Source organism: Lacicoccus kunmingensis DSM 17847, from assembly GCF_059568765.1.
In genome coordinates, this window is record NZ_JCANUC010000012.1 from 61,057 (window position 1) to 83,839 (window position 22,783).

The 22,783-nt window shown below is 42.2% G+C and carries 20 protein-coding genes; 10 read left to right on the forward strand and 10 right to left on the reverse strand.

Annotated features, from left to right (window positions below; translation table 11 throughout):
• The first annotated feature begins 344 nt into the window (after window positions 1-344).
• Window positions 345-1,127, forward strand: a complete 783-nt coding sequence (locus tag BO48_RS11570) for a glucose 1-dehydrogenase (RefSeq protein WP_496367607.1) — start codon at window positions 345-347, stop codon at window positions 1,125-1,127.
• A gap of 49 nt (window positions 1,128-1,176) precedes the next feature.
• Here BO48_RS11570 and BO48_RS11575 read toward each other — a convergent pair whose 3' ends face one another.
• On the reverse strand, window positions 1,177-1,896 hold the full coding sequence (locus BO48_RS11575) for a type 1 glutamine amidotransferase (protein WP_496367608.1): 720 nt from the start codon (window positions 1,894-1,896) through the stop codon (window positions 1,177-1,179).
• A 304-nt stretch (window positions 1,897-2,200) separates the two neighbouring features.
• Between BO48_RS11575 and BO48_RS11580 the strand changes: the two genes are divergently transcribed.
• Window positions 2,201-3,982, forward strand: coding sequence for an SLC13 family permease (locus BO48_RS11580; RefSeq protein WP_496367609.1), 1,782 nt, complete (start codon window positions 2,201-2,203; stop codon window positions 3,980-3,982).
• A gap of 14 nt (window positions 3,983-3,996) precedes the next feature.
• On the opposite strand, the gene arsC is transcribed toward BO48_RS11580, so the two are convergent.
• From arsC to BO48_RS11600, 4 genes are all read right to left on the reverse strand, one after another.
• A complete protein-coding gene (gene arsC / locus BO48_RS11585; RefSeq protein WP_496367610.1) occupies window positions 3,997-4,395 on the reverse strand; it encodes an arsenate reductase (thioredoxin) in 399 nt (132 codons plus the stop codon).
• A 15-nt stretch (window positions 4,396-4,410) separates the two neighbouring features.
• Window positions 4,411-5,703: an arsenite efflux transporter membrane subunit ArsB gene (arsB, locus tag BO48_RS11590; protein ID WP_496367639.1), complete on the reverse strand. Its 1,293-nt coding sequence runs from the start codon at window positions 5,701-5,703 to the stop codon at window positions 4,411-4,413.
• Window positions 5,697-6,017: an ArsR/SmtB family transcription factor gene (locus BO48_RS11595; RefSeq protein WP_496367611.1), complete on the reverse strand. Its 321-nt coding sequence runs from the start codon at window positions 6,015-6,017 to the stop codon at window positions 5,697-5,699. The genes arsB and BO48_RS11595 overlap by 7 nt, the downstream gene beginning before the upstream one ends.
• Window positions 6,018-6,120: 103 nt before the next feature.
• Window positions 6,121-8,181, reverse strand: a complete 2,061-nt coding sequence (locus tag BO48_RS11600) for a heavy metal translocating P-type ATPase (RefSeq protein WP_496367612.1) — start codon at window positions 8,179-8,181, stop codon at window positions 6,121-6,123.
• 181 nt (window positions 8,182-8,362) lie between these two features.
• Here BO48_RS11600 and BO48_RS11605 point away from each other — a divergent pair, with 181 nt between their 5' ends.
• From BO48_RS11605 to BO48_RS11625, 5 genes are all read left to right on the forward strand, one after another.
• On the forward strand, window positions 8,363-9,031 hold the full coding sequence (locus BO48_RS11605; protein WP_496367613.1) for a type 1 glutamine amidotransferase domain-containing protein: 669 nt from the start codon (window positions 8,363-8,365) through the stop codon (window positions 9,029-9,031).
• Window positions 9,032-9,221: 190 nt separating this feature from the next.
• Window positions 9,222-11,297, forward strand: coding sequence for a hydantoinase/oxoprolinase family protein (locus tag BO48_RS11610; protein ID WP_496367614.1), 2,076 nt, complete (start codon window positions 9,222-9,224; stop codon window positions 11,295-11,297).
• Window positions 11,290-12,960: a hydantoinase B/oxoprolinase family protein gene (locus tag BO48_RS11615; protein WP_496367615.1), complete on the forward strand. Its 1,671-nt coding sequence runs from the start codon at window positions 11,290-11,292 to the stop codon at window positions 12,958-12,960. Before BO48_RS11610 ends, BO48_RS11615 begins: the two co-directional genes overlap by 8 nt.
• Before the next feature lie 25 nt (window positions 12,961-12,985).
• A complete protein-coding gene (locus tag BO48_RS11620) occupies window positions 12,986-13,132 on the forward strand; it encodes a hypothetical protein (RefSeq protein ID WP_496367616.1) in 147 nt (48 codons plus the stop codon).
• Window positions 13,133-13,151: 19 nt separating this feature from the next.
• Window positions 13,152-14,585 (forward strand): sodium:solute symporter family protein, encoded by a 1,434-nt coding sequence (locus BO48_RS11625; protein ID WP_496367617.1) that lies wholly within the window; start codon window positions 13,152-13,154, stop codon window positions 14,583-14,585.
• A gap of 42 nt (window positions 14,586-14,627) precedes the next feature.
• Here BO48_RS11625 and glnA read toward each other — a convergent pair whose 3' ends face one another.
• Window positions 14,628-15,962 (reverse strand): type I glutamate--ammonia ligase, encoded by a 1,335-nt coding sequence (gene glnA / locus BO48_RS11630; RefSeq protein ID WP_496367618.1) that lies wholly within the window; start codon window positions 15,960-15,962, stop codon window positions 14,628-14,630.
• Between the two features lie 138 nt (window positions 15,963-16,100).
• A complete protein-coding gene (locus tag BO48_RS11635; RefSeq protein ID WP_496367619.1) occupies window positions 16,101-17,471 on the reverse strand; it encodes an MBL fold metallo-hydrolase in 1,371 nt (456 codons plus the stop codon).
• A gap of 236 nt (window positions 17,472-17,707) precedes the next feature.
• Between BO48_RS11635 and BO48_RS11640 the strand changes: the two genes are divergently transcribed.
• From BO48_RS11640 to BO48_RS11650, 3 genes are all read left to right on the forward strand, one after another.
• Window positions 17,708-17,938 carry a hexameric tyrosine-coordinated heme protein gene (locus BO48_RS11640; protein ID WP_496367620.1) on the forward strand — a complete coding sequence of 77 codons (231 nt, stop codon included), beginning with the start codon at window positions 17,708-17,710 and terminating at the stop codon, window positions 17,936-17,938.
• Between the two features lie 120 nt (window positions 17,939-18,058).
• On the forward strand, window positions 18,059-19,072 hold the full coding sequence (locus tag BO48_RS11645) for a YeiH family protein (RefSeq protein WP_496367621.1): 1,014 nt from the start codon (window positions 18,059-18,061) through the stop codon (window positions 19,070-19,072).
• 69 nt (window positions 19,073-19,141) lie between these two features.
• Window positions 19,142-19,855, forward strand: a complete 714-nt coding sequence (locus tag BO48_RS11650) for an SDR family NAD(P)-dependent oxidoreductase (protein ID WP_496367622.1) — start codon at window positions 19,142-19,144, stop codon at window positions 19,853-19,855.
• Window positions 19,856-19,980: 125 nt separating this feature from the next.
• Here the strand turns inward: BO48_RS11650 and BO48_RS11655 are convergent, their stop codons facing one another.
• From BO48_RS11655 to BO48_RS11665, 3 genes are read right to left on the reverse strand one after another with little or no spacing between them, the layout of a single operon-like run.
• Entirely contained in the window at window positions 19,981-20,748 is a 768-nt protein-coding gene (locus BO48_RS11655; RefSeq protein ID WP_496367623.1) for a putative hydro-lyase, read from the reverse strand.
• A 21-nt stretch (window positions 20,749-20,769) separates the two neighbouring features.
• Complete coding sequence (locus BO48_RS11660; protein WP_496367624.1) at window positions 20,770-21,984, reverse strand: NRAMP family divalent metal transporter; 1,215 nt, start codon at window positions 21,982-21,984, stop codon at window positions 20,770-20,772.
• 30 nt (window positions 21,985-22,014) lie between these two features.
• Window positions 22,015-22,773, reverse strand: coding sequence for a LamB/YcsF family protein (locus BO48_RS11665; RefSeq protein ID WP_496367625.1), 759 nt, complete (start codon window positions 22,771-22,773; stop codon window positions 22,015-22,017).
• Window positions 22,774-22,783: the final 10 nt, after the last annotated feature.

The following is a 22,783-nucleotide window of genomic DNA, read 5'->3' on the forward strand; positions in this document are numbered from 1 at the left end:
TAAAAAAAGACTAAGCCGAAGCTTAGCCTTCATTCGATTAAATTATTGTGCTGTAAATCCGCCCTCGACTGTTAAGCTGTTTCCTGTCGTGACAGTATATTTATATTGTTTCACGTGAAAAACAAACCCAATATAAAGACAGTACAACAAGTTGCCTCAGGTACAAAATCCTATGACAGTTAATATATTTTAGATTATTAAGCATTCGAAAATAAAAGAACAAGAAAATTAACTCCATAACAGTTCAGTCAATCTTGTATTTTGTGATGCGAAACACAATATTGAGCAAATCATAATGTTAAAATGGTTATAGAACAGATTTGAATTACAAGGAGGATCATTTAATGAACAGTCGTTTTGAAGACAAAGTCATACTGATTACAGGTGCAGCTTCCGGGCTTGGGCAGGCTGGTGCCCAGCGTGTCGCAAATGAAGGTGCAAAGCTCTCTCTGGTGGATTTAAATGAAGATGGTTTGAAAGAAACAGAGAAGATGATCAAAAATGAAATGCCTGATGCTGAGATTCTTTTGATTACTGCCGATGTTTCCAAAGAAGAAGATGTGAAAAATTATGTAAAACAGACAGTTGACAAATTCGGTAAAATTGATGGTTTCTTTAACAATGCGGGTATCGAAGGTAAACAGAACTTAACTGAAGATTATACGTCTGAAGAATTTGAGAAAGTTGTCAGCATCAACTTGAATGGTGTTTTCTTCGGCATGAAACATGTCCTTAAAGTAATGAAAGAGCAGGGCGCGGGCTCAATCGTCAATACAGCTTCTGTCGGCGGTATCCGCGGCGTCGGCAACCAGTCAGGCTACTCAGCTACAAAACATGGTGTCGTCGGGCTTACACGTAACTCCGCTGTAGAATATGGACAATTCGGTGTTAATATTAACGCGATTGCTCCCGGCGCTATTATGACGGCAATGGTTGAAGGTTCATTAAAACAGATGGATCCTGAAAACTGGGAAGAGGCCGGCAAAGAATTCGTCTCAGTCAACCCGATGAAACGTTTCGGGACACCGGAAGAAGTCGGCTCACTGGTAGCATTCCTGTTATCAGAGTCAGGTTTCATCAATGGCGCAGTCATCAACATAGACGGCGGCCAATCATACAAATATTAAGGAAATAAAAATCCGGACTCTGAGAAGAGTCCGGATTTACGTTTATATACTAAACCTCATGCGGCCGTGGTTGATTAATCACAGCTTTGTAATTGTCCATCAGGTTATAGAGATACCTGCGTCCAGCTTCGAACTTCTCATCGTTGATGATCTGTTTCTCAGTCTGGACAAGGACCTCTTCCTCCGGCTCATAAATCTGGTCTTTTGCCAGAAATTCTTCAATGCCGACTGCATCGATTTCCGGATGGAACTGCAATGCAAGAATATTGTCATTCACAACAAATCCCTGGTTATTACAGTTTTGGTTATAGTAAACCTTCTCAGCACGTTCAGGGATTGAGAAAAAATCCTGGTGGTGCTGGAATAATCGGATTTCACTTGGGAGCCCCTGCAGAAGCGGATGCTCTGTAGCACCTTCCACTTCATATAAATAGTGCCAACCGATTTCCATGTGTGCCATTCTCTGAACTTCGCCGCCAAGTGCGGTTGATAAAATCTGTGCGCCTAAGCAAATTGCCAGCATACTTTGATTTTCATCAACAAGCTTCTTTAACCACTCTGCTTCTTCGACCACAAAAGGGTAGTTTTCAGTTTCATATGCCGTCTGGCGTCCACCTAATATAACCAGCAGATCAAATGTCTCACCCACAGGTAATGGATCACCTTCATAAATTCTGGCAGTGTTTACTTGATAATTATTTTCTTTTGCCCAGTCTTTTATATACCCTAATGGTAAAAGCGGGTCATGTTGGATCACTTGTATGATCATTTTAATTGCCTCCTTTTCTAATAAAACTCCTCCTTGAAATTAAGTCGCTTTTTACTCGATACGACACACACTATAGTACAAAAGTATTTTGTGGTCAAACTAACAGACTGTGTATTTCAATGTGTAATTTCTTATCTCTACATATATACTATGTAAACTAAATTATAGTAACTTAAACATTTCACCTTGTCACACGTATTATTACACGTTTAGTATTTTGAATATTAAGAATAAAAATTCACGATTATTAAAATATATGCTAAAATATCCTTAATGTTTTATTCTTCAGACAGGGGGTGCCAACATGACTGTAGAAATGACCTTTGTAGCTGTGATGATTATTTTAATGCTGGGATTATTACTATTTGAAGTTGCCCGTGCAGACTTTATCATATTTTTCTTTTTAGTATTATTTTTACTGTCGGGCACCATAACCACTGAGCAGGCATTGAGCGGATTTTCCAACGAAGGTATGCTTACCGTTCTATTGCTGTTCATCGTTGCAGGCGCCATTCAAAAGCACGGTATTATAGAAAACTTCATCTACGGGATACTGGGTAAATCAAAATCTCTACATATGTCCATGGTGAAGTTACTCGCACCCATATCTTTTGCTTCCGGATTTTTAAATAACACGCCAATCGTTATTACACTGACCCCGATTTTAAGAGACTGGGCAAGGGATAACGGTTTTTCACCTTCCAAGCTTTTAATCCCGCTGTCTTATGCAACAATTCTTGGCGGGACGATTACGATGATCGGCACATCCACCAACCTGATTGTTAATGGATTACTGATAAACGCAGGTGTCGAAGGCTTTTCATTCTTCACTTTGGCTATCGTCGGGCTGCCCATCACTTTAGTCGGGCTGATCTATATTTTGACCATCGGCTATAAAATCTTACCCAGTAACTTGGGTGCCGAAGATACGATTCGTAAAGAGGCAAAAGAATTTTTAGCTGAAGCCACTATCGGAGAAAAGTTTGAATATATCAACGATAAAATTATTACCGCTTCAAAAAATTCGTTAAAAGGGATTTACATCATTGAGATTATCCGCGAAGACGGGGAACATGTATTTCCTGTCAGTGCACATACCATCATACGAAAAGGAGATAATTTGATCTTTTCAGCAACTCTCAGCAGAATAGCTGAAGTTGAAAAATTAAAAGGTGTTTCTTTAGAAACAGGCACCAACGAGAGTCTGGAAGTTCTGCAGAATGACAACCATCACCTTGTGGAGGCGGTCATTTCCCATAATTCAGGTTTAGTCGGCAGAACCATCAGAAGCGCGCTGTTCAGATCAACGTATAATGCAGGCGTCATTGCAGTCCACAGAAACAACCAGCGGATTACGAGCCGTGTCGGTGATATCGTCTTGAAGCCCGGGGATACTTTACTTCTGTTGGCTGAAAACAGCTTTGTTCAAAAACATCAACATTCACATAACTTTTATGTCGTCTCTACAGTGAATCCGCCTGAAACGTTAAGACAGAGCAATTTAAAAGGGGCGCTTGCCCTCGGCCTTCTATTGGTGATGATTCTGTCCGTCACGCTTGGCATGCTGTCAATGTTTGAAGCCATGCTGATTGCAGTCATTCTATTGATTATTACCAGGCTGATCAACTGGTCAGAGATATTAACGTATATCCAGTTCGATGTCATTCTATTGATTGCCAGTGCTTTTGGAATCGGGGCCGCAATGACCCAGTCAGGGCTCGCGCATTTCATTGCGGAAAACATGCTCGCCTTTGCGCGTCCGCTTGGTATTCTTGGTATCATATTCATCGTTTACATCGTGACCAATATATTTACAGAGCTGATTACAAACAGTGCCGCAGCAGTCTTGATGTTCCCGATTGCATTTGAGATTGCAACCCAGATGGATATCCCTTACATGGGACTTATCATCACTATTGCAATCGCCGCATCGTGCAGTTTCATCACACCTATCGGGTATCAGACCAACCTGATCGTCTATGGTCCCGGCGGCTACAAATTCAGCGACTACGTAAAAATAGGTACACCATTAGTACTCATTACCATGGTAATGACGTCAACAATCGTATACTTTGTATGGTACTAAAAAAGGACTTTCGTTTAGAAAGTCCTTTTAAAATCCTTTATTTTTTCTCCGATTTCATCCCTTACCCTCTGAAATTCAGACCAGTCCTTACCTGCAGGATCATCAAACGGCCAATGCTCTTTCTCAACCCCATGAGGGATTACAGGGCAATTCACATCTGCATCACTGCATAATGTAACGACTAGATCAGAACGTTTCAAAATATCCGCCTCTATAAGATCTGACGTCTGGGACGAAATATCAATATCTATTTCATCCATTGCCCGAATCGCCTTTGGATTGACCCCGTGGGTTTCAATCCCCGCCGAATAAACTTCCCACCCGTCGCCGAGTATCGTTCTGCCGAGCCCTTCAGCCATCTGAGAACGGCACGAATTGCCTGTACATATAAAGTAAATTACTTTCTTATCCATTAAATCAATTCCTTTCTAGAATAAAAGCAATGTCAAATAAAGACCGATAAGTGTCGATATGAGCACCGGTATCGTAATGACGATTCCCACTTTAAAATAAACACCCCATGATATCTTCATGCCTTTTTGTGTCAGTACATGGAGCCACAACAGAGTCGCAAGTGAACCGATGGGTGTGATTTTAGGTCCAAGGTCGGAACCGATGACATTCGCATACACAAGACCTTCCTTAAGCATCCCCCGGACACCGGACTGGTCGATTGCTATGGCATCAATCATCACTGTCGGCATATTATTCATTACCGATGATAAAAATGCAGCGATGAAGCCCATACCCATAATTGCAGCGAACAGACCCTGGCCTGCGAGCGCCGTTAAAGCATCCGCAAGAAGATCTGTAATACCCGCATTCCTTAAACCGAATACCACAATATACATTCCGAGCGAGAAAATAACGATATTCCATGGTGCCCCTTTAATGACTTCCCCGGTATTCACCGCTTGTGATCTGCCGGCCAATATTAAAAATATCACCGCTATAACCCCTGCGATAACCGATACGGGCACCGCAATGAATTCACTCGCCAGATATCCGGCCAGTAGAATCCCAAGTATTACCCAGGAAATCCTGAAGAGCTTCTTATCCTTGATCGCATCTTCCGGTTCAGCAAGCTCACGCGCTTCAAAGTGGCGCGGGATGGAATTCCTGAAGTAGATCAACAGCACTGCAATACTTGCTGCAATAGAAAATAAGTTTGGGATGAACATACGGCTCAAGTACTCCAGAAAACCAATCCCAAAGTAATCTGCAGAGACGATGTTCACAAGGTTACTCACAATAAGCGGCAGAGAAGCAGTGTCTGCAATAAAGCCACTCGCCAGTACGAATGGGAATACAATCTGTTCTTCAAACTTCAAATTACGTACCATCGCCAGCACAATCGGCGTCAGTATCAGCGCTGCACCGTCATTGGCAAAAAAGGCCGCAACAATCGCACCGAGTAATATTATGTAGACGAACATTTTGATTCCGTTGCCTTTACTCGCTTTCACCATATGTCTTGCCGACCATTCGAAGAAGCCGATTTCATCGAGAATCAAAGAGATGATGATGACCGCTACAAAAGTCAGTGTGGCATTCCACACAATATCCGCCACTTCTATGACATCACCGAATGAGACTACACCGGTCAATATTGCCAAGACCGCACCGATTGTTGCTGTAATGCCGATATCCAGACCTTTGGGCTGCCATATAATAAACACCAATGTCAGTAAAAATATCACTATTGCCAAAATCGTCATGATGCACAGTCACCTTTGCTGATAGATTTGCAGACACACTCTTCATTGTCACGGGCAATCAGATTTATGTACCTGCTTACTTCTTTTAAAACTTCATTATTTAATTTATACATCTTTTTATTACCGTCCCTGCGGATGGTGATCAGATCATTATCACTCAGTGCCTTCATATGATGGCTTAAAGTCGGCTGAGAAAAATCAAAATACTTTAACAGATCATCTGCACAAAGTTCTCCGCAAGATAATAAATCCAATATTTCCAATCGGCTTGGATTTGCAATTAATTTTAAATAACTTGATAATTTTTCATATGTCATGCCATCTCCACCTTCCAATATATAGATTACTATCTATATAGAATAAAGTCAATGTAGTTTTTAAATTAAAAACAGGACTTTTCAGCCCTGTTTTGAATATCATTTATTCCATTTTTAAAGTCATCGCATTTATTGCAACTATTATTGTACTCAGAGACATTAATATTGCTCCGACTGCCGGGGAGAGTATCAATCCCATAACGGCTAATATCCCTGCTGCAAGCGGAACTGCTAAAATATTATAGCCTGCACCCCACCATAGGTTTTGTACTGTCTTCTTCATGGTATTCTCTGCTAAAGAAAGGAAGTGAATAATGTCTGCCGGATCGCTTTTCACTAAAATAATATCTCCCGAATCGACCGCAACGTCGGTACCGGCGCCGATTGCCACGCCGATATCAGCTCGTACCAAACTGGGTGCGTCATTAATTCCGTCTCCGATCATCATGACTTTTTCGCCCCGGGATTGATAGTCCTGGATAATCCTTTCCTTATCTTCTGGCATTAATTCTGCTCTGACTTCTTCAATACCAAGTTCCTGGGCCACCGCTTCCGCCACCTGCCTGTTATCACCTGTCAACATGACAGGACAGATACCGCGTTCAATAATTTTATTTATCATATCTCTGGAACTTTCTTTAATCTTGTCGCCCTGGGCCACAATGCCATAATTTTCACCGTCAACAACCAGAAAGCTCACCGAATTACCCTGGCCGGCCAACTCTGAAAACTGTGTCTCATTATAAGATATGTTCTTATCTTTCAAGTAAGACACGCTTGTGATTTTCATGTCTTTATCATCAATGTATGATTCTAAACCTACTCCGGGTAGGTTATTCACATTTTCCGCTCTTGGAATATGCACTTTCCTGGTAGTCGCTTCATCCATTATGCCTTCAGCAAGCGGGTGAGATGAGCTCTGCTCAATTGCTGCCATCAAACCGAGTACTTCATCATCAGAATATTTTTCACTATAACTTTCAACATGGTTAACGGCAAAGTTGCCTTCAGTTAACGTCCCTGTTTTATCCATCATAATATAATCTAAGTGTTTCGCTGTTTCGAGTGATTCACGATTTTTCACAATTAAACCATTTTTTGCTCCAAGTGACGTTGAGCGTGCTGTCACTAATGGAATTGCAAGACCAAGAGCATGCGGACAAGCGATGACAAGAACCGTCACCAATCTCTGTAAGGCAAAATCCACATCTCCCTGAATCATCAGCCAGACAACGAATGATATTATACCCACACTTAAAGCAAAGTAGAATAAATATCCTGCAACTTTATCCGACATCAGTTCAGCTCTTGATTTATCACTTTGCGCTTTACTTACAAGACCGATGATCTGCGATAAATAACTGCTCTCACCCGTGCCTGTCACTTCAATAATGAGTGTACCCGAACCATTCACGGTTCCGCCGATGACTTCGTCATTCAGTGTTTTTTCAACCTTCTTCGATTCACCTGTCACCAGAGATTCGTCCACTGAACTTTTTCCTGAAATGATCTTACCGTCAGCAGGTATATTATCTCCAGCCATTATCTGAACTTTATTTCCTGCATTAACTTCAGATAATTCAACTTCTTTTGTATTACCGTCATCATCTATCAGCATTGCCGTATTCGGCAGGAGTTCAGCCATCTTTTTCAATGCATCACTTGCATTACCCACCGCTTTCATTTCAACCCAGTGACCAAACAGCATAATCAGTATCAAAGACGCCAATTCAAAGAAGAAATCCATCGTCTGAGCATCCGCAGCCGTAAAATGGTTCATATAGAATGCAAACAGACTGTATACATAAGCGACGGATATACCCATCGCCACAAGTGTCATCATGCCCGGTTTATGCTCTTTCAGTTCATCAACTGCACCTGATAAAAAAGGCTGGCCGCCGTATATGAATAATACTGTCGCAAGTATCAGCACTGCCCAGTCTGAGCCCGGGAAAGTAAATTGAAATGGAAGTGTAATACCCATCATGGGTGCTATAAATAGTATAGGTATGCCGAATAATAAAGAGATGAAAAATTTCTGTTTAAAATCACCATGATGGTGGTGGTCATGTCCACTATGATTGTCGTGGTCATGGTGATGATGTTCATCTTCACCGCTGTGATGATGAGAGTGGTTGGTTTCATCATTTCTGCTGTGTGACATCTTAACTCTCCCTCCTTCTTATATTTTAACCTTACGCTTATTATATACCCCTGTAGGGTATTAGTCAATTTTAGCAAAATCACTTTCTCATAATGATTTCTTTATCTTTTTTTAATATATTAATTAAGATTATCCAAACGCTCTTTAGGGTAAACCAAGATAAAGGAGAGTGGTTATCAATATGAGTAAATCTGTACTTATTGTTGTGACAAATCATGACAGGATAGCAGGCAATAAAGATCGTCCAACAGGATTATGGTTATCAGAAGCAGCAGAGCCCTATATCGCTTTTCAAAGTGCTGGATTCAGAGTTGATATTGCATCACCTAAAGGTGGCAATGTACCAATAGATCCAAATTCGGTGGAGGATGGAAATGATGATGAAAGATTCACCGAGGTAACGAAGATGCTCCAACAGACAGAGCGTATCGGAGATCTGGTATATGAAGGATATGATGCAATATTCTTTGCAGGCGGACATGGTGCAATGTATGATTTCCCTGGTCACGCAGACATACAGAACATTATGGCTTATTTCAAAGATGATGGAAGAATCATCAGTGCTGTCTGTCACGGTCCTGCAGCATTTGCGGATGCCAAAACGAAAGATGGTAAATACCTGGTAGATGGCATTAAACTCACAGGATTTACAAATGTTGAGGAGAAAGCTATGAACCTTACAGAGGACATGCCTTTCCTGCTCCAGTCAAAACTGGAGGAGAACGGCGCAGGTTTTGTTGAAGGACGTGAGATGGAAGAGAATGTTGTTTCAAGCGGAAATTTTGTCACAGGTCAAAATCCAGCCTCAGCACAAGGGGTTGCTGAGGCAGTAATTAACAGACTTAAATAATTTTAACCCGGGTGTAATTACCCGGGTTTTTATTTGCGATTTCATACAGTAATGATACTTCTATATTAATAGGTTATAATTGTTCATTTATCTGATAAAAATTGACAGACAAGTTTACTTAATTTTGTAAGAGTGTTAATATTTTTTATGAATTAAGAATATTTAGTAATTTTACAAGAGGAGGAACTTCATGAATTACCGAATTGGTGTAGACACAGGCGGTACTTTTACGGATGTCGCTTTAATCTCAGAAGACACAGGTGATATTTTAGTAACAAAAGTCCCGTCCACTCCGGACAACAGTGCGATAGGAGTGATGAGCGGAGTGAAACAGATTTTATCTGAAAATGATATTGCATCAGATAAAATCTCTTTTTTCACACATGGTTCTACCGTTGCCACAAATACACTGCTTGAAAGAAAAGGTGCAAAAACAGCTCTGATTACTACGAAGGGCTTTAAAGATATATTGGAGATTGGCCGTCAGACACGTCCGGACCTGTATAACTTCAGAGTACGCAGGTCAAAACCTCTCATTCCTAGAAATCTCAGATGGGAAATTAACGAACGTATCAATGCCCAAGGTGAGGTGATAAAAAACTTTCAAAGAAAAGATATCAATAACCTCATAGAGATGATAAAGGAAGACAATATCGAATCACTGGTCATATGTCTAATCAACTCATTTTTAAATGATGAAAATGAAGTGAAACTTAAAAATATGCTGGCTGAGGAATTCCCTGACTTAGCCGTCACAATTTCTGCAGATATATTACCTGAGATTAAGGAATATGAACGGACAAGCACAGTCGCAGTCAATGGATATGTAATGCCTAAAATGCATTTCTATCTTCGAGACCTGGAGCAATCCATCAAGGATTACGGGATTTCCAGCGAGCTTTACATCATGCAGAGTAACGGAGGAATCATCACTACCGATACTGCAGTTGAACAGCCTGTCAGAACCGTCCTTTCCGGTCCCGCAGGCGGAGTAATATCTGGAACAGACGTTGCAGCACAGACCGGGTTGGAAAATCTCATCACAATCGACATGGGCGGAACCAGTCTCGATGCCTCACTGATAGACAAAGGAGAGCCGCAGTATACTACTAACAGTCAGATTAATGATTTCCCTATCAACGTGCCTATGGTCGAAATGCATACGATAGGGTCCGGTGGAGGCAGTATCGCATGGATTGACACCGGAGGTGCTCTCAGAGTCGGGCCTCACAGTGCAGGGGCAGATCCGGGGCCTGTATGTTACGACAAAGGGGGGACAGAACCGACTGTATCTGATGCCAACGCTATTTTGGGCAGATTGAATCCGGATTCCATTCTCGGCGGCAAGATGAAAATGAATCTCAAAGGGGCAAGAATAGCAGTTGAAGAAAAAATTGCAAAACCTCTCGGCTTATCTGTAGAAGAAGCAGCCGAAGGTATATTGAAAGTGGTAAACGCGAACATGGTCAGGGGTATCCGTGTGGTATCCGTGGAGAAAGGGCACGATACCCGTGATTTCTCACTGCTCGCATTCGGCGGTGCCGGACCGCTTCATGCTGTGGATATCGCACACGAACTAGAAAGTAAAAATGTAATCATACCATTCAGTCCGGGCATCAATTGTGCGACAGGCATGCTGATTGCAGATGTCCGCCACGATTATGTGAACTCATTCATTTCCACGACGACATCCATTGACTATGAGCGGTTGAACCAATCACTTAAATTACTAGAAGATACAGCGCGTGAAACATTGAAGAAGCAAGGGTTTAATCAGGAACACACTGAAATCAATCACAGCATTGATTTACGCTATGCCGGCCAGGCCTATGATATCAATGTTGAGCTCGATAATGCCGACACTGATGAAGAAGCGATTGAGAAAGCAATTCAGAGCTTCCATGAAATACATGAGAAAATTTACGGCTTCAGCCGTGTTGGAGAAAAACTGGAAACGGTCAATGTACGAGTATCTTCTTTTGGCTTGATTGAAAAACTGGAAAGTAAAAAATTGGATGCGACTTCTGATGCTGAAGTACCCTACACAACCCGCGACGTTTATTTCGATGGGGATTTCCACGAAACCAAAATCTATCAACGTTCTGACTTATATATGGACTTTGTCTTTGAAGGACCTGCAATCATAGAACAGCTCGATTCTACTGCCGTAATTTATCCAGAACAGACTACGAGAGTGGACTCCTATGGCAACTTGATTATCGAAAATACCAATTCTGTCGAAAAGGAGGATGAAATCAATGGCTAAAATTGACGGTATCACTTTAGAAGTTATGAAAAACTCATTTTACACTATTGCTGAAGAGATGGGTGTCACTCTTATAAAAACGGCATTATCAACGAACATTAAAGACAGGGTAGACTGTTCGACGGCACTGTATACGAAAGATGGCGACCTGGTCGCACAGGCGGAACATGTGCCGCTCCACCTAGGGCTGATGCCATCAGTGGTGAGGGAAGTACTTAAAATGTTCCCTGAGGAAGATTTGAATCCGGGCGACGCAATTTTAATCAACGATCCCTATGTGAGCGGCTCTCATCTGCCGGATATTTTCATGGTCAGCCCGATATTCCATGAAGGTGAACTTGTAGCCATCGCATCCAACGTCGCACACCATGTTGACGTAGGCGGTCTTGCTCCCGGAAGCATGTCCGTTAAAGCGACAGAGATTTTCCAGGAAGGTCTCAGATTATCCGGTGTCAGAGTCCGTAAAGGAGGCAAACTTGATAATGAAATTATCCGTTTGCTGAAATCAAATGTACGGACAGGCGATGAAGTGTTGGGTGATATTTATGCACAGCTCGCTGCAAACTCAGTAGCAGAGCAGCGCCTTACCGATCTGATAGATAAATACTCACTGGAACACATTTTCAACAGTATGGAGGAAATTATAAATTACTCCGACAGAAGAATGCGTGCCGCAGTAAAGGAAGTCCCTGACGGTGAATACAGCTTTGAAGATGTACTGGAAGGAGACGGTATCACTGAAGATGAGATTACCGTCAAAGCCAATGTCATCGTACATGGCGATGAAATTACTGTAGACTTCACAGGTACCAACCCACAGACGGTCGGTCCTATGAATTCCACACTCGGTGTTACGAGCGCATGTGTCTACTATTCGATCAAGTCATTGCTGGAACCGGACGTGCCCCCTAATGCCGGCACTTATAAATGTTTGAATATCGTTGCTCCGAAAGGAACGATAGTGAACCCGGATTTCCCGGCACCGGTATCCAACGCCAACTTGAATACTTCACAAAGAATTACTGATACAATCTTTGGTGCCCTGGCGGATATACTGCCTGAAAAATCAATGGCAGCATGTTCCGGAACAATGACAGGCTTTTCCATCGGGGGTTATAACAAGGATGAAAGAAAATATTTCTCTTATGTAGAAACATACGGCGGCGGACAGGGTGCTTTGGATGATATGGACGGCATGGACGGCGTCCATACGAATATGACAAACACTTTGAACACACCTGTTGAAGTCATCGAGCAGAGCTTCCCGTTCAGCGTCAAAAACTATTGCTATATAGATGACAGCGGGGGGGCCGGCAAATATCGCGGCGGTACAGGACTGCAACGGGAGCTACAATTGCTGGATGACGGCTTCACAATCACACTTACCGCAGACCGTGCAAAAAATAACCCATGGGGATTATTTGGAGGCAACGGCGGCCAGACATCACAATGCACTATCTTCACAAATGAAGGTGATGAGAAAAAGATCAAATCGAAAGAGACAATAAAAGTCCATAAAGGGGATTCAATCAGACTTCAAACTGCCGGCGGCGGTGGATATGGTTCACCAAAAGAAAGAAGTGCTGATGATATTGAGAAAGATATAGAACTCGGCTTCATATCTGAGGCACAGGCAGAAAAAGATTATAATTACAGTAAATGAAACTAATTTTAAGGGGTGCTTAATTATGGAAAAATATGAACATGAACGTGAATATTTTGATCAAATGGATGAAGTAAAGTCCCCGACGGGAAAAGTGATCGGTCTCGCCATAGCAGTTCATGCTGTGGCACTGATATATGTCTATATATGGCAGACCATTTTAACAATATAAATTAACATTGGAGGTAGTCATGGCTTTAACTATATTTGTTATTTACTTCGGCGGACTTTTGATTGCTGGCCCTTTAGCAGCAAGACTTATGAAAAAGAAAGACTCCAGTGATTATATACTTGCCGGCCGCCAGGTGCCCACCTGGCTGGTGACAGGAGGAGTCGTTGCCACATTAATCAATTCGGCAACATTATTGGGGTATGGAGGAAGCGGATATTCCCTTGGAATCACTGCTTACTTTTCAGCAATGGGGTTTATCGCAATACTGATATGGGTGGGTTATTACTTCATACCAAAACTAAGAAGAGCAGGTATTGTAACTGTTCCTGAACTCTTTTCAAGAATGTTCGGATGGCAGCATAAAGTGACAGCAGTCCTTCTGGTCATGGCCAGAGATATGGGTGTGACTGCAGGAGCAGCCATTGGAATGGCAGTCGTTTTAGGCTCTGTCTTTGATATTTCGATTGATCTGGCACTGGTAATTACAGTGTTCATTACATTGTTCTTTACTGTCACAGGTGGAATGTGGGCAGTTATGATTACTGACACCATACAGTCCGTAATTCTTTTAATTGGTACTACGGTGATGATTCCACTGGCTATAGCTTATGTCGGCGGATGGGACACCTTAATAAACGCAATTCCTGAAACTCACAGTGATATGTGGTTTGCAGGTGGGCCACAAATACTCGGGTGGGTATTACTGGGAGCTTTAACCACGATAGCATACCAAACTTTGATTCAAAGAGGATTATCAGCAGAATCGGATAAAGCTGCTAAAAACGGGTTTTTATATGCCGGAATCATCACAATAATCTGGTATATGGTACCCTTCTTCATCGGTACTGTAGCTTTTGTAATTTTCCCTGACATCACACCGGATGAAGCCTTTTTAAGTTTGACAAGATTATTTGGAACACTGGGCAGCCTACTATTTGCAGTAATTATCGTTTCATCGTGTATATCGACGTTATCTTCAACAGTGCTGACTACAGCCTCTAATATTTCTAATGATATTTATAAGCAATGGATCCATAGAAATGCTTCTGAAAAAAGTGTTGTACTGGTGTCCAGAGTCTCCGTTGTAGTCGTCGCTGTAGTAGGGGCTTTGGTTGCAAGATCTCTGCCGTATATTCTGGAGCTTTTGCTTACAGGCGGACGTATAATGGCATCATCATTATCTCCTGTCCTCTTGGCAATTGTTTTTTGGAAACGTGCTAGGAGAGCTTTTTACAGCACCATATTAGCGATGGTTCTCGGTGCTTTAACAACTATTACACTTGTTATAATCGGAGAGCAGCTCGGCTCCGATGACGGTGCAGTTGTATTCGTATGGACAGTCGATCCGGTACTGGTCGGCATTCCTGTCACTGTACTCACCCTGGTCATTGGTACATTCATAGAGACCAGAGGGTGGAAAGACCCAAAGAAAACTGCTGTAACCGAGTCATAAAAAATAAGACCCGCCTCAATGACGGGTCTTATTTTTATTTATTTAGTAATTCCCCAAATATTCATCTAATTCCCAGCTTGTGATTTGAGCGCTGTATTGTTTCCACTCAATCATCTTGTTCTCAACGAAATGTTCATAAATATGTTCACCGAGCGCGCCTTTGACTATATCGTCTTCTCTCATCGCTTTTAAAGCGGTGTATAATGTTGTCGGTAAATCTTCAACATCTTCAGCTTTACGCTCTTTTTGTGTCATTTCATAAATATTTTCGTTCACAGGAGTCGTCAGGTCCGTTTTATTTTTTATACCATCAAGACCTGCTGCTAAAATCACCGACGTTGCGAGGTAAGGGTTTGCAGAAGGATCGAGTGATCTGACTTCAGCACGGGTAGCAGGACCACGGCTGGACGGGATTCTGAGAAGTGGCGTTCTGTTTCGACCGCTCCACGCGATATATCGCGGCGCTTCAAATCCGGATGCCAGTCTCTTGTATGAGTTGACCAACGGGTTACAGATTGCAGTGTATGCTCTGGCATGGTCTAATAAGCCGGCCATGAAATACCGCATTTCTTCACTTAGACCGAAATCGTCCTCTTCATCAAAGAATATATTTTTTCCGTCTCTAAATAGTGAAACATTGTAGTGCATACCGCTTCCCGGTTGATTATACATTGGTTTAGGCATGAATGTCGCATGCAGTCCGTACTTCCGTGCAATTGTTTTAGCTACAAGCTTGAAAGTTTGAAGTGCATCACTTGCTGTTAATGCATCCATATATTTAAAGCTGATTTCATGCTGGCTCGGCCCGAGTTCATGGTGGAACATCTCCACTTCAAAGTCCATCTGATCCAATGTTCTTGCAATCTCTCTGCGGCATTGACCGCTTGTATCGGTAATATCCAAATCAAAATAGCCGCTGTCATCATTAATTTCAGTTGTAATATTGCGGTCTTTATCCAATTTAAAGAAGAAGAATTCAGGTTCAGGCCCCAGATTCATATTGTCGTATCCAAGTTCATGCATTTCTTTAATGACTCTTTTCAAATTAGATCTTGGATCCCCTGTAAATGGCTCTCCATCAATACCATGAATATCACAGATCAGTCGTGCAGTTTTGTCTACGCCTTCAGTCCATGGCAATACGACCCAAGTATTCAAATCAGGCTTCAAATACATATCCGATTCTTCAACCCGGACAAACCCTTCAATGGAAGAGCCGTCGAACATCATGTCTCCATCCATTGCTTTTTCCAGTTGACTCACTGGTATTTCTAAGTTTTTAATTGCACCTAACACATCAGTAAATTGAAGTCTGACATACTGCACACCATCCGCTTCAACACTTTTATGAATATCCTCTCGTGAATATTCAGCCATTTAATAAAACACGCTCCTTATGATTCTTTATCATTTTTGACACATTTATTCCTAATATATTTTTCTACATATACTATTATAACCTCTCTGCAGACAGTTAAACGTATATTATTGGATTATTTATAATTTATCAGACCTTCATGATCCCAATTCATTTTTTATACCATTGTATCCTTTTTCCACGTTGAATATATTCTCATAGCCTTCCGCCTTCAACACACTGGCGGCAATTGCTGATCGGACACCTGACTGGCAGTGGACATAAATTGTATCATCTTTATCAAATGGCACTTCTTTATCTTTCGACATTAAATGACCGAAGTGCAGATGTTTCGCACTTTTTAAATTGCCTTCTTCATACTCCGCTTTTGAGCGGACATCCAGTATATTTTTATTTTCATAGTCAGCAGTTAATTCTGCAGGCTGTACGTTTTCATATGATGCGTCCACATACTGCTCAATATCATCTTCAGGTACAATGAGCGCAATATCATCAAACCCTATGGATGCAAAGTCTTTTTGCAGCTGCTCACTGTTTTTCGGGTCCGCAATCAACGTCATCGGCTGATTGAAATCTACATACCAGCCTGCAAACTGGAGAAATTTATCATTGTACGGAATATTGATAGATCCTCTTTTAAAGCCTTCAGCAAATGCTTCTTTGTTTCTTAAGTCGAAAATCTGCCCGGGCAACTGTTCGGGGGTACCGACAATCACTTCCGTCAGTGTAAATTCAGGCAGGCCTCCTTTATTCACTTTTTTCATGTGTGCAAAGTGAGTAGGCGGTTCAGGCTGGTCGCTCATCAGTTCTTTGACGAATGCTTCTTCATCTTCTGCTTTTAAAGCCCAGTTATTTTGACGTTCATAACCAAGGGTGGATAATGGTACTGCACCTAAAGCTTTACCGCAAGGACTGCCCGCGCCGTGTCCCGGCCAAACTTGAAGAAAGTCAGGATAATCTTCCAGCTTTTTCAGTGATCTGAACATATCTTTTGCACCAAGTTCAGTTGTTCCTTCCATCTTTGCTGCTTCTTCAAGCAGATCAGGACGGCCGATATCGCCGACAAATAAAAAGTCTCCTGTGAACATGCCCATCGGTTCATCGCTGCCGCCGCCGCGGTCGGTCAATACAAATGTAATGCTTTCTGGGGTGTGCCCCGGGGTATGCATCACTTTGAGTTCGACATTTCCCACCTCGATAATATCACCGTCTTTAAGGAATTTTGCATCTCCGGGTAAATTTTCGTATTTCCAATTTTCATCACCTTCGTCAGACACAAGTAACCGGGAACCAAACTTTCTTGCTGCATCTCTCAAACCGGATGCAAAATCCGCATGTATGTGCGTTTCTGTAGCATAAGTGATGTTGTAACCCTGTTTATCCGCCTCTTCTTTATATTCATCAAGTACCCGGCTCGGATCTATGATGATGGCATCTTTAGTTTTCTGGCAGGCGACCATATATGATGTCTGGGATAACTTCTCATCATAAAATTGTTTGAAGAACATTTTCATCCACCTCTTAATTATTATTTTAAATAAAAACAGATATGCATACTTTACTCATTTATAACATAATATTGAATAAGATTTCTGTAAATCGGATCCTTTATCTCAATGCAGGACCACACAGTCCTTTCTTCACGTTTACCCTCTATTGTTAAACATATTTCCCATAAACGTTTCATGCCCAATGTAATTCATATATAATGATAATTGACCTAAATAATTATAGGAGGGTTTATATGTCCAACGAGATAACTTCTCTGATTACAAAAACTCCGGAAGAAGGGTATCAGCTTGCTGTCCAGCTCTCAAGAAAAGCGATATCCACAATACTCCCGGACCCTGAATCTCGTAAAAAAATGTATCCGGATTATATAGGAGATGCAAGAAACATAGCACATGCCTCTGAAGTGGTGGCAATACATTTCCACACAATTTCCCAAGCTAATGACTTTTGGAAAGATAAGTAGTGTATTCTGAGACAAATCATTAAAATATGATTTGTCTTTATATTGTGTTTCTCTTTTGATAAGTTCAGCAATTGAAATGTATTGGATTAAAATAAAACTATTAATGATGGAGGTGAAGCAGTGACTGGTACAGACAATGAGTTAAATCCCCGGTCCAAGTGGCTGATCGGGGTAGGGATTACTTTTATAATGGCAATCATCGGATATCTTATTGCACTCCTGCCCGGTTTTTCATTGATCGGCCCTCTTGGAAGTGCAATTATTGCCGCAATCATCTATCGGCAGATTTTTGGCTATCCCTATGCATATCGCAGCGGAATCACTTTTTCATCTAAGAAACTGCTGCGGGTGGCAATCATTTTATATGGTCTTCGTTTAAATATAAATATTATTCTTGGTGAGGGGCTTGAGTTCCTTCTTAAAGATACGGCGGTCATAGCCTTTGCGGTTCTTACCATGCTCGGACTCTCTAAGCTGTTCAAGGCCGACTTCAAGCTTTCACTGCTTCTCGGAGTAGGGACGGGCGTATGCGGTGCAGCTGCAATCGCAGCTGTCGCACCAATTATAAAAGCAAAAGATGAAGATACAGGAATCAGTGTCGGAATCATCGCACTCGTGGGCACGGTATTTTCGATTGGCTACATATTATTGCGTCCGGTTCTGGGTATTTCAAATAACGACTACGGGGCATGGTCAGGAATGAGCCTGCACGAACTTGCCCATGTCGCACTTGCAGCAGAACCTGCAGGAAACAACGCTCTCGCCATTGCTCTGCTTGCCAAGCTCGGACGCGTCCTATTGTTGATCCCAATGTGTTTCATCATTGTATATTTTGTGAGACGCCATCAGAAGAAATCATCACCCGGCGACGTTAAAATACAGTTCCCATGGTTTTTGCTGGGCTTTGTTCTGATGAGTCTCGTGAATACATACATAATCGGACAGGTCATCTTCATCCCTGAATCTGTAATAGTAATAGTATATGACTTATCTACATTTTTACTGACCATGGCGATGGTGGGCCTTGGATTGAACGTCAGCCTAAATGATGTGAGAACCAAAGCCTTCAGACCTCTGATGGCAATGATCATCGTTTCCATCGGAGTGTCCATCCTTGCTTTCTTGATAATCTGATGAAAATGAAAAGCTGAACCCCTGTTGAATGGGTTCAGCTTTTTCATATGCCTGTCCAATTCGACAACAATGGGTAAATCAACCGCATCATTATTCGGTAAATCCGGTTCAAAAGTTGCTGTTGCCGATATGAATGAAGAAGAGGGTCAAAAAACCGTTGGTGAAATAAAATCCGACGGTGGGGAAGCAACCTTCTTCAAAGTAAACGTTTCAGATGAGGCGGACGTTAAAAAGTTGATCGACGATGTCGTTGATACTTATGGCAAGCTCGATGTCGCAGTGAATAACGCAGCGATAACTCCAGACGATAAACCGATAGCAGACATGGATATGGATTATTACGATAAACTGATGTCTGTCGATTTACGCGGTGTCGCATTATGTTTGAAATATGAACTGAAGTATATGGAAGATGCCGGCATTAAAGGCTCAATCATCAATACTTCATCAGTAAGCGGTATCCGCCCGCAACCTGCAAACCCGGCATATGTCGCGGCGAAGCATGGTGTGATTGGCCTGACTAAAAACGCAGCAATGGACTACTCTCCAAAAGGCATCCGTGTAAACTCGGTGGCGCCAGGCGCAATAGATACACCGATGCTGCGCGGTGCGCTTGAACAGTTTGGTTTTGAGCCGGATGAATATGCGAAAAAGTTAAGCATGCTGGAGCGTTTCGCCCAGGCGGACGAAGTTGCTGAAGCCAACGCATGGCTCGCATCAGACCACTCTTCATATGTAACAGGTACTGTGATCAATGTTGATGGCGGATACACTTCCATGTAATCGAAAAACATTCATAAAAATTAAAACTGCTGAAAACCCTATGATTTTCAGCAGTTTTCTTATATGTTGAATAATTTCCAATTCATACTTTGATGATAATGCTTATAATTCAATTCCAAGAAAACTCAATCTTTAAATTCATCATTATTTATATCTGTAATGAACATGTGCCCGGGCACATGTGTGATCATGACCTCCGGCTTTGCATTCAATGCGACGTTTTGCGGTGTGACACCGCATGCCCAAAAGACCGGGACCTCGTCGTCCTCAATATCGATTGCATCTCCGTAATCCGGCTGTGCCATATTGGAAATACCAATGTCCCCCGGAGCACCGACATGAACGGGAGTGCCGTGCATGTCGGGAAACTGGCCGGTAATCTCTTTTACCTTATCCACGTCATCTTTTTTAAACGGCCTCATCGAAACGACTGCCCGGCCATGAAAAACACCTGCGGATGCTGCATCGATATTCGTCTTATACATCGCCACATTCTTCTTCTCTTTAATATGTTTGATATCGATGCCGCCATCCATAATCGCCTGTTCAAATGTGAAACTGCAACCAATCAGGAATGTCACAAAATCATCCTGCCAGTAGGACGCCACTTCATCCACAGACTCTATCAATTCACCATATCTGTATATATTATACTTCGGTATATCGGTCCTGATATCCGAATTTTTTGCATATATACTTTCATACTGTCCGTCTTCAAGCACTTCAATGATCGGGACTGCCTTTTTATTCCTCATTGCAAACAGCAGGAAATCAAATGCATATTTCCTGGGTAATATGACTAAATTCGCCTGAACTTTATCGCCTGCAACACCTGATGTCGTCCCTTGATGTTCACCACTTCTTATACGCTTTCTGATATCATCAGCATTCATTTCATTATTCACCTCTTTAAATTAGCCAGTCCATAAGTCGGCAAGTCCACCAAGAGACATAATACCGATAATTGCCGTTGCCAGCACTGCTATAACACCCCAGATAATCATCCATGTCGGATGACGGTAGTCTCCGACAAGCTTTTTCTTTCTTGATGCAAGCAATACAGCACCCAGCGTCAACGGCAGAATCAGTCCGTTGAATGCACCGGCAAGAATCAGCAGTGTGACCGGCTGACCGACAACTGTAAATACCAATGTTGAAAAAACGATAAAGGTAACGATGACCACGTTATTATATTTATCAAAAACATTGTGGAATGATCTGAGGAATGATGCACTTGTATAAGCAGCACCGATTACAGACGATAATGCTGCTGCAAGTAATACAAGACCGAATACCTGCATTCCAAGATCACCAAGAGCAAACTGGAATACTGAAGCAGGCGGGTTTTCTTCACTTAAAACCGCACCTTGTGCAAGTACGCCAAGCACTGCCAGGAACAGTATCACTCTCATAACACCGGTCGTTAAAATACCATAGTTCGCCGCATGACTCACAAACCTCAAATTCTGTTTTCCTGTCATGCCTGCTTCAATCAATCTGTGAGCACCGGCAAATGTAATATAACCACCGACTGTACCACCGACGATTGTAACGATTGGTACGAACATTCCAATAGGATCTTCAGGTGCAAATGTTCTAAATGCCGCTTCACCGTAAGGCGGATTCGACTGAATCATGACATAGGCTGTAATAATAATCATCAAAATACCCAGTACCTGTGTCACGACATCCATAACGGCACGTCCATTCTTCACAAGGAAGATAAAGATTGCAAATGCCCCGGCAATTGCTGCACCGATACGAACATCCAGTCCGAATATCGCATTAAAACCGAGTCCGGCACCGGCAACGTTACCGATATTGAATGCCAGACCACCTAAAACAATAAAGAACGCCACAACGTAACCTAAACCCGGCGCAACTTCATTCGCCACTTGCTGACCGCGTTTACCGGAAACGCTGAGAACTCTCCATATATTAAGCTGTGCACCGATATCAATAATAATCGATACAACAATCGCAAATGCAAAACTGGCTAAAAATTGCTCTGTAAAAACTGTAGTCTGAGTAAGAAATGCCGGGCCGATTGCTGAAGTGGCCATCAGGAAAACGGAGCCTAATAGCAATCGCCGCTGGGCGGGTGTTATTTTCGGCTTTTCATTATCCATTATTTATCCCCCTTATATTCAGAATGATATTTACATTGTTTCTATCTTAATATCATTCTCTTCAAATGCCTTACGTATTTCTTTAATGAAATCCAGTGCTTTTTCTCCATCGCCGTGCACACAGATGCTGTCCGCCTGAATATCTATTAAATTTCCGTCAATACTTTCCACCTTGTTTTCTTTAATCATTTTTACAACGCGGGCGACGGCTTTTTCTGTATCCGTAATCATCGCACCGTCTTTCCGTCTCGACACCAGCGTCCCGTCATCTTCATAAGCACGGTCTGCAAAAACTTCATGTCGTACTTCAAGACCCGTTTCCTTGCCTGCTTTGACCAGGTTCTGGTTACTCAGTCCCATCAATTTCAAGTCCGGATTATACTCCTTCACTGCATTGGCGATTGCGAGCGACAATTCATAATCGGTGAATGTCGCATTATACAATGCACCGTGCGGTTTAACATGATTGAGTTCAACACCGTATGTTTTAGCAATACCATCCAGAGCCCCGAGCTGATATAGCATAATTGCCCTGACTTCTTCCATTGTCATATCCATGAAACGTCGTCCGAAGCCCATCATGTCCGGGAACCCGGGATGTGCTCCAAGCCCTGTTGTCCCGCTACTTTTAATCATTTCAACCGTTTGAATCATCACACTCGGGTCACTCGCATGAAAACCGCAGGCGACATTCGCCGATGATATGAGCGGAATGATCTCATCGTCATTTCCAATCGTATAATTACCGAAACTTTCGCCTAAATCTGCATTCAAATCTACTTTATGCATATTTATCCTC